Origin of the sequence: Asticcacaulis biprosthecium C19 (genome assembly GCF_000204015.1) — a bacterium.
Taxonomy (GTDB): Bacteria; Pseudomonadota; Alphaproteobacteria; order Caulobacterales; family Caulobacteraceae; genus Asticcacaulis; species Asticcacaulis biprosthecius.
This window is the reverse complement of the sequence record NZ_GL883077.1, coordinates 1,733,811-1,746,816: the sequence shown is the minus strand read 5'-3', so window position 1 is coordinate 1,746,816 and position 13,006 is coordinate 1,733,811. Positions and strand designations below refer to the sequence as shown.

Here is a 13,006-nt window from a genome sequence, read left to right as displayed (position 1 = left end):
CGCCCACTCAGGCGTTTGAGCTGAGAAAATGCGAATACCAACCGCACCTTATCCGGCAGGATGTGTCAGTCTTTTTGGGGGTTGGTATGAGCCCTACTCGGCCGCGACGGCAACGGCGGCCGTGAGCAACTCCATCCGGTAACCAATCCCGGACTCCGACGTGATGCTTTGGCCCAGGCCGGGAACCGTCGCCAGCTTTTCGCGCACCTGTCCGATATAGACGCGCAGATACTGCGTATCGTCCGTATGGGCTGGCCCCCACACCTCTTTCAGGATCTGCTTGTGCGTCAGCATGCGCCCACGATTACGGACGAAAAACTCCAGCAGCGCGAATTCCTTCGGCGTAAAGGCGACCAGTGTTCCGTTCAACCGGACCTCGTGGCGGCCGATATCCATGTGCACCGGGCCGTTATCGATCGCGTCGGGTTCGCTTACCGTCTTGCCCTGGCGCAGGTTCGCCTGGATCCGCGCCAGCAGAATTTCGGCACGGAACGGCTTAGTGACATAGTCGTCGGCCCCGGCATTCAGCGCCTTGACAGTTTCGCTGTCATCGGAGCGCGCCGTCAGAACGACGATCGGCGTGTTGGAAAATTTGCGTACGGCCGTGATGACCTCCTGGCCGTCCATTTCGGGCAGCCCCAGGTCCAGCACGATGAGGTCGGGCTTGGCGCCGATGATCTGCCGCAAAGCTGCCTTGCCGCTGTCAGCCTCGATGATGTCGTAGTCTTCCACGCCAAGAAATATGCTCAGCATGCTGCGGATTTCCGGCTCGTCATCGACCAGGAGTATTTTTGTTTGCGACGTCATAGTGCCCACCACGATAAAAAAGGATGGAAGTATCTACATACGACCGCCTATAAATATTCAGTAGGTATTGTAGCGCGTCACGAAATATACGCATCAATCGCATAATCGAATTTTTATATTATCCCCACCAAAGTTAGGCATGACCCTCTTTGTTGGGCACCAGTTTCAGGATCGCGCCTGAGCCCTTTGCCCAAGCGTCAAAATCGACCGCTTTTAAAGACATTTACCCGGAAACTCGCCCTTCGCCTGGCGCGCCTTGCGTAGCGGGGTGAAGGCCCACCAGTTCAGCGCTTCACCCGTTTTCGCCTGATGGATCGCGGCGGCAAAGACGTCCCACACACAAGGATCTTGGGCCGTACCAGTCTCAATCTGGAGACGGCGATACAGATCATCCGGATCGCTGTCGGCAAGCTGAGACAGGCTGTCGATCTTCAGAACCGCCAGATCCTTGCGCGTGGCGGGTCCAACATTCCTGAGCCCCGCGAAGGGATTGTCTGTCCGGGCTTTCAAATTCGGCATGTCATCTCAAGGTGTGAAGGGTGATTGGCAAAGAAGGTGCCGCGTGGTTTTACAGGCTTGAGCCACCACTCGCATCAGACTTTTTCTGCGCCCCATTCAAAACGGCAATTCCGTCGCCCCACAAACTGCCAGACAAGCTCGGCGTCCGGCGCGTCGCCTGCGCGTCAGGGCCCTTATAGTTTTTGCCTATAAGCCCCCACGAAATTTCCAATTAAGCAAACGTCCCAGGCTGCTATACCCGTACCGCAATTCCTTTCAGACCACCGGGTTTCCATGTCGACAAAACCACCACAGCGCGTTTCCCTGTTCCGCGCCTTCGTCGACAGCAACGTCTCGGGTGGTATCGTCCTGATCATGGCCGCCGTCCTGGCCCTGATCGTCGCCAACTCGCCCCTGTCGGAGACCTATTTCCACGCCCTGCATGTCAAACTGGGCGGCCTGAGTGTCCTGCACTGGATCAACGACGCCCTGATGGCGGTATTTTTCCTGCTGGTAGGGCTCGAGATCAAACGCGAGATGCTGACCGGACAACTTGCCGACTGGCCGCGCCGGGCCTTGCCGGGCATTGCTGCGGCCGGCGGCGTGATCATTCCCGCCGTCATCTATGTCCTGTGCAACCTGTCCACGCCGCAGACACTACGTGGCTGGGCCATTCCGACCGCCACCGACATTGCCTTTGCCCTGGGCGTCCTGGCTCTGCTGGGCCCGCGCGTCCCGCCGGCCCTGAAAGTCTTCCTCACCGCCCTCGCCATCATAGATGACCTGGTGGCTGTGGTCGTCATCGCCATCTTCTATACGTCCGGCCTGTCTCTGGCCTGGTTGGCAGCCGCCGTCGCCGGGCTTTGCCTGCTCGGGCTGCTCAACCGCCTGAAGGTCAAGGCCCTGTGGCTCTATCTCGCCATCGGCGCTATCATCTGGTTCTTTACGCTGAAGTCCGGCATCCACGCCACCCTGGCCGGCGTCGCGGTGGCTTTGTTCATCCCCTTGCATACGCACCACAAGGACAGCGACGACGACCACCATTCCCCTCTGATCCGTCTGGAGCACGCCCTGCACAAGCCCGTGGCCTTTCTGATCGTGCCCCTTTTCGGCTTTGCCAATGCCGGTGTGTCCCTCGCCGGCTTCACGCCAGCGGCCCTGTTGGCGCCCATTCCCTTAGGCGTTGCGCTCGGCCTGTTTCTCGGCAAGCAACTGGGCGTGTTCTCGGCGTCGTGGCTGGCCATCAAGCTTCGCCTGGCGCGTCTGCCGGACAATTCCACCTGGCTGCAGCTTTATGGCGTATCGGTGGTCACCGGCATAGGCTTCACCATGAGCCTGTTCATTGGCCTTCTGGCGTTTCCGACCCACCCCGACGCTCAGGATTCGGTCAAGATTGGCGTCCTGATCGGATCCTTGCTCTCGGGTCTCATCGGCTTCGCGCTGCTATCAGCATCAGCGCCCCGCAAAGCGCCGGTAGCTGATCTCGACGTCAGTTCCGAGGATTAACAAACCTCGGCCGCCACACAGGGGTATCAACCTGCCCGTCCCGCCAGGCAATCGCGTCCTATTCCCACGGCGCAATACTGGCCCCGATCGTTGCGGCCAGCGTCTCAAACACGGCCTGACGCGGGGAACTGGTTCGCCACAGCATCGACAGATCGCGCACCGGCGCCAAACGCGTCAAGGGTCGCGCCACGACCAGCTTCTCCCGGACAACATCCGAGCGGACATACAGGGCTGGCAGCAGGGACAACCCCATCCCCGCGGCTACCATCTGCCGCAACGTATCGAGCGTGGTGCCGCAATAATCCTGCACATCGATAGCGCCGACCTCGCTGCACAGACGCGCGATCTGGTCGTGCAGACGCGGGTTGCGATCCATGGACAGGATCGTCTCACCACGTAACCAATCCGGATCAATCGCGTCATACCCTGCCAGCCGGTGATCCGACGGCAGCACCAGGTGCAGCGGCTCGCGCATCAGCCGAACACGCGTGAAATCTGGATCGTCGCTGCCATCGGGAATCAGCAGGACATCATGTGTGCCGTCGGACAATTTGTGCGGCAGGCCTTCCAGCCGGTCCTCGCCCACATGAATGCGTAAATCCGGGAAGGCCTCGCGCATCCGGGGCATGGCCAGCGACAGCACATAGGCGCCCACCGTCTGAACGACGCCGATCCGCACCGTTCCCTTCAATCCGGACGGATCGTCGCGCCGGGCGATGTCGCGGATATCTTCCACCTCGGCCAGCACCGTCCGCGCCCGCCGGGCAATCTCCTCCCCGACGGGGTAAGAAGAACGCGGGACCGTGTGCGCTCGACCAGTTGAACCTTCAAACGCCCCTCCATTTCCTTGAGCTGCATGCTTAGCGTCGGCTGGGTGACATGACAGGCCCGCGCCGCGCGGCTGAAGTTCAGCGTGTCGGCGACGGCGACCAGATAACGAAGTTGCTGCAATTTGGGCATCGTCGCAGCTTATAGATATTCTCTATATCTGACAACGAATCTTCCGATTTTTCTTTATGAAAGACATCGCCTATCAAGAAGACCTGCGGCCGCGAGCGACGCAGTTTCAAATCCGTTCGAGGCGACGGAGTTCTGGAGGGGATTTATGGACTTCGTCATCACACACCTCGACTGGGTCTTGTTCTGCGGTGGGCTTGTGGGCCTGTTTCTGGGCGGTGAAGCCCTGATCAGGGGGTCGGTCGCGGTCGCAGACCGGTTAAGATTGCCGAAGTTGCTTGTCGGCCTGACCATCGTTGGTTTCGGCACCTCGGCGCCGGAGCTTCTGGTTTCGCTGAATGCCGCTAAGGCCGGCGCGGCCGATGTTGCTATTGGCAATATCGTAGGTTCCAACATCGCCAATATCCTGCTGATCGCCGGACTCGGCGCCCTGATCCGCCCGACGGCGACGCGGGCGCCCGGCGTCCGCCGCGACGCGACCGTCATGGTGCTGGCCACCCTGGCCTTCGCCGCTCTCGCCTGGTACGGCAACATTACCCAACGAGAGGGCCTGATTATGGTCATCACCCTTGCCGTTTTCCTGATGGTCGTTTTCCTGATGGACCGCAAGGTCGACCTCCCCCAGACAGAAGCCACGAGACCTCTCTCCATGCCCCTGGCCCTCGGCTTTATCGTCGCCGGCCTGACGGCTCTGATCTTCGGCGCCGACGCCCTGGTACGCGGAGCGACCAGTCTGGCGACCAACTTTGGCGTACCTCAGGCGGTGATCGGCCTGACCCTGGTCGCGGTCGGCACCTCACTGCCGGAACTGACGGTCAGCGTCATCAGCGCCATCAAGGGCCACAATGAACTGGCGCTTGGCAACATCATCGGCAGCAACCTGTTCAACACCCTGGCCGTGCTGGGTATCACCGCAGCGCTGTCGCCGCTCGCCATCTCGCCAACCTTCCTGCGCGTGGACCTTCCGCTAATGGTCGCCGCCGCCCTGCTCCTGTGGTGGCTGATCCTCGCAAAGCCCCGGCTGGGCCGCGTTCCGGCTCTGGGCGGCCTTATCGCCTACGGCGGCTACATCACCTGGCTGGCCCTTGGCACAGCCTGACACAAGGAACATTCATATGTCCAAACTGATCGACCGCCACGGCCGCAAGGTGCCGTTCCTCAAAATCGCGATCCCCTGCTGGATCGACTCTCTGTTCGCCTTCAGCATGATCGGCCACACACTGTACCTGGAAGCCAACCGGCCGCTTGCCCCCGATCCGACGCAAGGGTTTGTCATCGCCCAGACCGTAAACCGGACAACCCACTACCTGTCCCAAACCGATCAGATCCTCAACGCTGCCCTCTGGGTCATGGTTTTTGTGTCGACGGCAGCCGTGTTCTTTTATTTCTGGCGTCTCGGAATATTTCCACCGCGCCGCACCCCGCCTGCCGACACGGGGAACAACCGTTCATGAAGCGGAAAAGGATCACGTGGTTCGACGACTGGCGCGAGTGGTTCGGCCCGCGCACCTATGGCATCGGCTGGACCGTAAAGACCTGGAAAGGCGCCGTCGCGGTGGCTGTGGTCCTGTGTCTTGTAACGACGATAAGCGTAGTGCGGACGTATATCTCTTCATAGTCAGCCCGCCTTATCAATAAACCCCGAACCTGCGTTTCAACTCCGCCTCAGAGTCCTCACCCTCACCCCGAAGGCCGAGACCTCCACGACCGCCTGGGCGAACCGATGCAGGCCCTTTACGACGCCCTGGCGCGCGAAACCCAACCCCACCGCGAAACCCCGCTCACCCTGCTGATCCTGCCCAACCTGGCGGCGTTTCGCGACCAACACCCGCATATCCGCCTGGCGATCCAGACCCAGTATGCGGTGATGAGCCTGCCTCCCGCCCTGCCGGTGGTAGCGGTGCGCTGTGGCGCTTTCGACGAAGCCGGCCTGACGGTGCACCGCTCGCCGGAGGAAACCCACCTGGCGGTCGCCTCCCCCGACTGGATCGCACGCCACGGCATCGATCCCGCGAAATGGCCACCGCGATCCATGCTCCGCCACACCGACACAGCCTGGCCGACACGCCTTGGCAAACAGCGCCTGCCGCATCCCGAAGGTTTGGAGATCAACGATGCCGCGCTGTTACTATCCGCCGCCCGCAATGGCCTTGGCGTGATCTGGACCCGTCACCGCCTGGCGCAGGCCGACCTGCACGCCGGAACCTTGCGGAGGGTCCCCGACTGCCACGCCCCCAGCGGCCGCTTCTACGCCCTGGTCTACCGCTCCGAGCTAAGCCAGCACCCGGCGATCACGACATTCCGCGACTGGCTGCTGCCGCATCTCGTGCCGGTTGAGACGCCTTGAGCAAACGGGGAGCCAGCGACTCGCGACGTCGCCACCCTGAAGATTTAAAAATTAGGATTGACAACCAGAACCTGCAAGACCACGTTTATGCCGAAAGTCGAAGCCCGCCATTGGCTCGACTTGAATTTGTCTGCGTTTCGTTCGGTTCAGCCACCCGCTAAATCAAGGCCATCTCGCATGCTTGAGCCCAACAACGCGACGCAACTGCCGAAGAAGGAAACAGAGCTTCCCGAATTCAACGCCGAACAGTTCGAACTCCAGGCTCCGCCCGAATGCGACATGATCATGAAGGGGGGGATCACCTCGGGGATAGTTTACCCCTATGCCATCCTGCAAATCGCAACAAAATTTCGCCTGCGCTCTCTTGGCGGCACATCGGCCGGAGCCATCGCGGCCGCCTTTGCCGCGGCCGCGGAATATGCAAGGCAGAATGGCCGCCCGGAAGGATTCATTATCCTCAAGCACTATTGCGACCAATTGCCCGAAAAACTGTTGTCACTTTTCCAGCCGAGTGAGAGCCTGAAACCCGCAGTCGACGGCATAAAGGCGGCACTTCGAACGGGCGACTTTAAGCTGCTGGTCCGGCGCGCCGGCTTGAACATACTTATACCCGCGGTTCTAGCTTCGGTGGTGTGCGGGCTGGGATCCTATCTCATTCGGCCTGATCTTTATACGACCGTCCTGGCCGTCCTCCTGAGCGGCATACTTGCCGGTGCTGCGGGCCTGGGATCTTGGATCAAACGTACAATCCTGACGCCGCTTTTGATTCCCGTGGCCAAAGCACTAAAGGAACTGCCGGATGCGAATTTCGGCTTCTGCACGGGACTCACCCAGCCGGGTAATTCGTCCGAAGGCCTCACGAACTGGATTCATCTCGCTCTGCAACATATCGCCTTCGGGGATCCCAACTACCCCACCCCGCTGACCTTCGGTGATCTGAGAGGTCAAGACCCCGCAGGGCCGCAAATCGATCTGAAGGTCGTCACGACAAATCTGTCGATGAAGCGTCCCCACACGCTTCCCAAACTGGGTATGCTGGCGGGGTTCAGGATGGATGAGTGGGATAAGCTCTTTCCGGCCTCTGTAATGACCTACCTGTCCGAAGGTACCGAACCGTGGAAGGAGTTGCCCTCCGCCCGGCTGTTCCCTTCGGAAGACAAGTTGCCCGTTCTAGTTGCCGTGCGTATGAGTCTGAGTTTCCCTCTACTGTTCACGGCCGTACCGCTGATGGCGAAGGACACCGAGTTGACCTCGATCGCCACAACCCTGGGAGCGCCGCCGGTCGAAGCGTTCCGGAAGGTTCACCTCTCCGACGGCGGGATCAGCAGCAATTTCCCGATCCACATGTTCGACGCACCCTTGCCGACACGACCGACCTTCGCCTTCAGCCTCGAAGATCTCACGCTGGACGGAGCTGCGACGCGCGTCGCACTGCCGCAATCCGCCAGGGACGGAATGGGTGTTCAAATCAAGGAAATACAAGGGTTAGCCGATTTCGCCCGGCAAATTCTCAACGCAGCCAAGGATTGGCAGGATCAATTGCTGTCGGAGATTACGGGACAGCGCGAACGCATTGTCCGGATCTTCCTCAACAAGGCGGAAGGCGGCTTAAACCTCAACATGTCGAAATCGACCTCGCGCCAATTGATGCGCTTGGGTTACGAGGCAGGATGCAAATTTACCGACACCGTCGAAAACGGTGGCTTCGATTTTGACGAGCACAAATGGCGGCGCCTTCTTGTACTCTATAAACACCTCGACGACAATCTCGAAGCGATTGACCGTGTATGGAGTGCCGACTTCAAACGGTGGTATCCAGCCTATGCGCCCGCGGTTAAAACCTACCGCAACGTGACTTTGGGCGACCGCGAGGCGATTGCGGGCAATCTGGCCAGGCTGCTGGAGGTCCGAAAAAGTGAACGCTACGCCACAATATCACGCCGGGATGCCAAATTTCCCAAAAAGGCCGGCACGTTGAAGGTCGGGCCCAAATACTGACGGAATACGGAAGAGATGGAGGGGATATGAACAGGTTTTTTGACAGGTATGAGTGGCGCCGTGAGATTCCGAGGCGTGCTTACGCCCGGCTTGACGATCTTGAACCCATCTTTGCGGGACCCGACGACGCCCTCACGCTTATCCTGGATGCCGTCGATGCTGACTGGAAGGGGTTCGCGGAAGGTGGCCCATTCGATCTGACGGCGCCCGAACCGAAGACCGGATTGGCTGAACGCTGGCAGCGCAAATTCGCCGGTGAAGCACCTGAAGGTCCCGATGGTTATGACGACGTGCCAATCTACAGGATTGAAATATCTCTTTCTCACCGCGATTGGCTGCACAGTACATTTCCCCGCGATGAAGAACCCTGGATAACCCTGCAAATTACCGAAGAGGGAAATGACCTGCCGGTTGATATTTACGGCGGTCTTTTCGCCCCTGCCACGCGCGCCTATCTTCACGCGGCTCCCACATCGGCTCCGAGTGGCGCCCTCGACGCCATCTTTGATATGGAGCTATGGCCGGACGCATCCCCGGAAGACCTCATCAACGCGTTGCAAGCCCCATGCGGACTGAGCGCCCTGGTCTGTTTCGACGTCGGACAGGGATCAGCATCCGCTCTCGTTTGTGATTGCGGTTACCCCGTCTACTACTTCGACGTTGGCCGCGGTTCCGGCCGGAACGCGCCGACCGCGCCGCAAACAATTGATTTCTGCACCTGCGCTAACCCAGTCGTCATCATGTCCCACTGGGACACCGACCACTGGGCCGGGGCGGCGAACCATCAGGGACTCCTGCGGCGGATTTGGGTTGTACCTCGGCAGACGATCTCCTCTACCCACACAACGTTTGCGAATGACATCCTTGCCGCCGGCGGACGGATTTTGGTCGTGCCCAATGGCGCACCTCCACTTCAGTGGCAAGGTCCGGCGCAAAGTTATGACCTGCGCCGCGGCACCGGAAAGGGCCGCAACGGGACAGGACAGATACTGATTGTGACCGATGGGGCGAGCAGGCGCGCCTGGGTGCTGACTGGCGATGCCGGCTATCACGAAATCCCTCATCCAGTACCCAATGATATCGCCGCCATGGTGGCGCCACATCATGGCGCCGATATGGGCGCCAAGAGTGTACCTTTTCAGCGATCGGCGCAGCCCTACGCCCGCCTGTTCTACTCCTTTGGCCCCGACAACGCCCATGGTCCGAAAACACCAGCGACTTCACACCCGGTCTCCGCCACCATAAGCGCTCATAGCAATGCCAACTGGAAGCATGGGACATGGACTCCGGCGACACCTGCGACAAGCCTTGCCGGCGCCGACGTCCTTGCAACAGCTACCCATACGACGACACATCTTCAAGGAGCAGCTGCAGGTTGGACGGCGGCGCCCATACTCACCCACTTGCCCCACTGCGCAAACGCCATGCCTGTCAGTCAGGCGTGACCAAAAACCCAGCACAGACCGGCGCCGTTCCCGGTTGGTGAGTAATTCCGCCTCCTCAATACACCCCGAACCTACGCTTCAACTCCGCCTCGCCATCTTCCCCGTCCTCCCCGACGTTCGACGTATCATACTCCCCCTCGCCCAGCGGTGGCGACTCACCGGTGATGACATATTGGATAACCGGCACGTGCGTCCTCCCCTTCCCCTCTACCTTGCGCTTGGCCTCGTCCCTGTCCAGGAAGTACTTAGCCGCCGCCATGCGCCCCTTTTCCGTTCCGTAGGCCATGATGCAGGCCATGGCCTTTTCGGCCAGCGCGGCATAGTCGACATCCGCCGGCGGGAGGACCTCACCGTCGCGCGCCTTCGACCAGGCCTCACCGGACTTTTTGCCCCTGCGCAAGGGCTTTGCGACCACCCATATCGCCACAGGCCGTGCTCTCAACGACCCTGCGCGAGGGTCATGCCCTGCGGCGCATCTCAACCACAAAGATCCCCCGATATCCGACCACGCGATACGAATAAGACAGTCTGAGCGTATCCACGGCCAACTCCAATTGCCCCTGTTCGACCAGCCTGTTGAAGTCCGCATCGGACAGGTGCGCCCCTTCCAGGCCAAGCGCGCGCTCAATCGCGTTTACGTCCGCCTGGGTCGATTTTGTGTTCGGGACGGTCTCCCAATAGGGCAAGGCCACCATAAGCTCCGACACGATGTCTTCGCATTGCGACTGCTGGAGTGTAAAAACCGCATCCTTGTATCCGCCCTGGTAGGTCTTTATCAGGCCCTTATCCTCGTAATCGTATATGACCACGCCGGTACTTTTCTTGACGGACAGTTTACGCGGCGTTTCCAGATAGCAGTGACTTTCCTGGTAGGCCACTGTCTGGACATAGGCGGCTTCCACCGCATGATCGATATAGAACATCATGTAATCCCCCCAAAAAGTGCCGAACGCGTCCACCTGGCGACGAACCTAACACCACGCCGCGCGACTGCCTAGCGGTCCGGTAACCCTGTTCGTCACGCCTATCTTAAACCTTCTGCGCTATAACACGCACGGGCAAGGGAGGGATGAGCATGCAGCGGACACCGCCGCGCAAAACCGGTAACCGCGCCCGGGGCTGCGGTTTCACCATGGCGATCGTGGCGCTTATCCTGGGCATCGTCGTCCCGCTGGCCATCGCTCCGGTCGGCGCTGTCCTGATCTTTCTGATCTTCACCATCCCGCTCTATGCCATCCTGGCCGTGCTGCCGACGCTCAGCCTTATCCTGCTGGGCACCCTGATCCCGGGACGCCTCATTCGACGAGGGCCTGTACCCCACATCGCCGGCGGCCTGCTCACCCTGGCAGCGCTGCTGTACATCCCCTTCACCACCAACCCCGCGGCCCATCAAAAGGCGCGCGACCTGATCGCCGGCGACAAACTCACCACACCTGCCCCCGTCCGCACCGGCAACCTGGCCCTTATTCACCCGGCTCATGCCGGCCACCGCCCGGAACAAAGCCTGTGCGGTGACCTGTGCCGCACACTTCTGCTGGAAGGTCGCGCCAAAAAGGTCATCATCGCCACCGACGCAGACGTCGCCGCCGGCTTCAAGCCGGATCTCAAGGCCGTCGCCTACAGCCTGGAAAGCCGCCCTGTTTGCCCGGTCATCGGAAAGCCGGCCTACGACCTGCCCGGCGAAAACACCACCTCCGCCATCGGCCAGTCCAGCGCGGAACGCCTCGACCTGGCCATGGTACAGGGTCGATGCCTGGTGGCCCAAACCGCCGTGACGGGGGAGGCTGACATCGCCGCCGTCTATGGCGACATTGAGGTCAGACGCGACACGCAGGCGCGTTGGTTCAGAGACGCCCAGTTCACCACCCGCCGCATCGGCCTGTGGCGCCGCAACGCCGCGGCCTTCGAAGAGACCTATCGCCACACCTGGGTCGCCTTCGACGTCTATTTCCCGATCCTGGCGCCGACCATCCTGCTTGACGGTATGACCTCCCATGCCGGCTTCGCCCGCCTGAGGAAACACGCCCGCCCGGCCGAACACTACGCCGATCACCCGCCCGTGGCAGACCTGCTCCTCGGCCCCCCAGCCGCGTACCAGCCCGGCAAGGGTATTCCCGCGAAGACACAGGTCGTCGATGATTCACGACAGGTCCTCGTCCGCGCCCTCGACGCCACGGACGCGCCGTCACCGGCCGTTCTGGCCGTGGCCAAAAGCTACTTTGACGGCATGGCCTGGAACCGGCGTGACATTGCCCCGCAAGACGCCGCCCTGGCCACCCGCCTGCTGACGGATAAGCGCTTCCCTGTCACCTACGCCTCGGCCGGCTTTGTCAAAAACGGCCCCTCCGCAGTCCAAGCCACCGCTATCGCCGACTCGATGTTCGCCCGCCTGCGCGCTATGGAAACTACGATCAAGCCCCTGGCCCTCACCGAGCCACAATCCGACGAAGCCGCCGCCATCGGCAATGTCATCGAGCAACTCCCGGCGGCCGACATCCTCCGCCATCGCGCCGACCTGCTGTGGCTGACGCACCAGACGACCCTGCGTGCGCCCGCCTATTCGGCCCTGTCGCGTCTGGACCTGGTCGGCGATGGCAGCGAATTCCTCTACCTGATCGACGACTCCGCCATGTTCACTCGCCCACGCGATGAGGCAGAGCACAACTACCGTCAGCATCCCTACCTGGCCGGCATCAAGGGTCTGTGCAATCTGGGCGCCAAGGCCCCTCAGTTCAGACCGGCCCTGATCGCGCGTATTGAAAACGGTACGATCAGCCGCAACGCCAGCTATGGCGATATCGCTTTCAACGCCCTGGTGGCGATGGATACGCCCTATGATGACCTCGCGCGCCTGTTCAAGGGCAGCAGCAACTATGTCCGCGAGTCCTACAAGGACGGCCGCAAGACCACCCGGGACCTGCCCATCCGACCGGCCTATGAGCGCGCCCAGCGCCGCAAGGACTGCAGCTACTGACAGGTCTGAACGCCAAATTTTCGAGATGATGAGTCCGAGTAAATAATTTCAGATTTCACATAAGCCTTGACAGATAAAATAAATTTAAGTATAAGCCGCTCATCGACTTCTGCTTGTCTGCTGATTTGTTTAGCGCTTTACACGCGCCCGTGGCGAACCTTCCATTCAAAATTTATTCGAGAGGTGTCTGTGCATGTGTACGGGCACGTATAACACTGCCATTGAAAGGGTTCATTATGAGCGTTGGTACAGTTAAGTGGTTCAATTCCACCAAGGGTTTTGGTTTCATCGCGCCGTCGGACGGCGGCCAGGACGTATTCGTTCACGTGAGCGCGGTTGAACGCGCCGGCATGAACGGCCTGAATGAAGGCCAGCAGATCTCCTACGAGCTGCAACGTGATGCAAAGTCCGGCAAGATGTCGGCCGAGCAACTCGAAAACGCATAGAGCGCATCCCAAAAAGTGCGACGCACCT

The 13,006-nt window shown here is 60.5% G+C and carries 14 protein-coding genes; 8 read left to right on the top strand and 6 right to left on the bottom strand.

All coding sequences use genetic code 11. The annotated features are described in order from the left end of the window. Positions 1 to 93 precede the first annotated feature (93 nt). Both ABI_RS08205 and ABI_RS08200 read right to left on the bottom strand, forming a co-directional pair. Positions 94 to 807 carry a response regulator transcription factor gene (locus ABI_RS08205; RefSeq protein ID WP_006272449.1) on the bottom strand — a complete coding sequence of 238 codons (714 nt, stop codon included), beginning with the start codon at positions 805 to 807 and terminating at the stop codon, positions 94 to 96. A gap of 213 nt (positions 808 to 1,020) precedes the next feature. Further along, positions 1,021 to 1,326, bottom strand: coding sequence for a helix-hairpin-helix domain-containing protein (locus tag ABI_RS08200; protein WP_006272448.1), 306 nt, complete (start codon positions 1,324 to 1,326; stop codon positions 1,021 to 1,023). 273 nt (positions 1,327 to 1,599) lie between these two features. On the opposite strand from ABI_RS08200, the gene nhaA reads away from it, so the two are divergent. Continuing rightward, positions 1,600 to 2,811, top strand: coding sequence for a Na+/H+ antiporter NhaA (nhaA, locus tag ABI_RS08195; RefSeq protein WP_006272447.1), 1,212 nt, complete (start codon positions 1,600 to 1,602; stop codon positions 2,809 to 2,811). A gap of 58 nt (positions 2,812 to 2,869) precedes the next feature. Here the strand turns inward: nhaA and ABI_RS08190 are convergent, their stop codons facing one another. Both ABI_RS08190 and ABI_RS26620 read right to left on the bottom strand, forming a co-directional pair. Continuing rightward, positions 2,870 to 3,559, bottom strand: coding sequence for a hydrogen peroxide-inducible genes activator (locus ABI_RS08190; RefSeq protein WP_006272446.1), 690 nt, complete (start codon positions 3,557 to 3,559; stop codon positions 2,870 to 2,872). Further along, positions 3,499 to 3,771, bottom strand: coding sequence for a helix-turn-helix domain-containing protein (locus tag ABI_RS26620; RefSeq protein WP_083811424.1), 273 nt, complete (start codon positions 3,769 to 3,771; stop codon positions 3,499 to 3,501). Before ABI_RS26620 ends, ABI_RS08190 begins: the two co-directional genes overlap by 61 nt. 145 nt (positions 3,772 to 3,916) lie before the next feature. On the opposite strand from ABI_RS26620, the gene ABI_RS08185 reads away from it, so the two are divergent. The 5 genes from ABI_RS08185 to ABI_RS08165 all read left to right on the top strand — a co-directional run bounded on the left by ABI_RS08185 (position 3,917) and on the right by ABI_RS08165 (position 9,558). Next, positions 3,917 to 4,867 carry a calcium/sodium antiporter gene (locus tag ABI_RS08185; RefSeq protein WP_006272444.1) on the top strand — a complete coding sequence of 317 codons (951 nt, stop codon included), beginning with the start codon at positions 3,917 to 3,919 and terminating at the stop codon, positions 4,865 to 4,867. Between the two features lie 16 nt (positions 4,868 to 4,883). Then, positions 4,884 to 5,222, top strand: coding sequence for a hypothetical protein (locus tag ABI_RS08180; protein ID WP_006272443.1), 339 nt, complete (start codon positions 4,884 to 4,886; stop codon positions 5,220 to 5,222). 269 nt (positions 5,223 to 5,491) lie between these two features. Continuing rightward, positions 5,492 to 6,115 (top strand): LysR substrate-binding domain-containing protein, encoded by a 624-nt coding sequence (locus ABI_RS08175; protein WP_006272441.1) that lies wholly within the window; start codon positions 5,492 to 5,494, stop codon positions 6,113 to 6,115. 177 nt (positions 6,116 to 6,292) lie between these two features. Next, positions 6,293 to 8,113 (top strand): patatin-like phospholipase domain-containing protein, encoded by a 1,821-nt coding sequence (locus ABI_RS08170; RefSeq protein WP_006272440.1) that lies wholly within the window; start codon positions 6,293 to 6,295, stop codon positions 8,111 to 8,113. A 26-nt stretch (positions 8,114 to 8,139) separates the two neighbouring features. Beyond that, entirely contained in the window at positions 8,140 to 9,558 is a 1,419-nt protein-coding gene (locus ABI_RS08165; RefSeq protein WP_006272439.1) for a ComEC/Rec2 family competence protein, read from the top strand. 55 nt (positions 9,559 to 9,613) lie between these two features. Here the strand turns inward: ABI_RS08165 and ABI_RS08160 are convergent, their stop codons facing one another. Further along, entirely contained in the window at positions 9,614 to 9,973 is a 360-nt protein-coding gene (locus ABI_RS08160; RefSeq protein ID WP_006272438.1) for a hypothetical protein, read from the bottom strand. A 43-nt stretch (positions 9,974 to 10,016) separates the two neighbouring features. Then, positions 10,017 to 10,484, bottom strand: coding sequence for a hypothetical protein (locus tag ABI_RS08155; protein ID WP_040308705.1), 468 nt, complete (start codon positions 10,482 to 10,484; stop codon positions 10,017 to 10,019). A gap of 149 nt (positions 10,485 to 10,633) precedes the next feature. Here ABI_RS08155 and ABI_RS08150 point away from each other — a divergent pair, with 149 nt between their 5' ends. Further along, complete coding sequence (locus tag ABI_RS08150) at positions 10,634 to 12,532, top strand: hypothetical protein (RefSeq protein WP_006272436.1); 1,899 nt, start codon at positions 10,634 to 10,636, stop codon at positions 12,530 to 12,532. A 236-nt stretch (positions 12,533 to 12,768) separates the two neighbouring features. Further along, a complete protein-coding gene (locus tag ABI_RS08145; RefSeq protein WP_023455762.1) occupies positions 12,769 to 12,978 on the top strand; it encodes a cold-shock protein in 210 nt (69 codons plus the stop codon). Positions 12,979 to 13,006 lie beyond the last annotated feature (28 nt).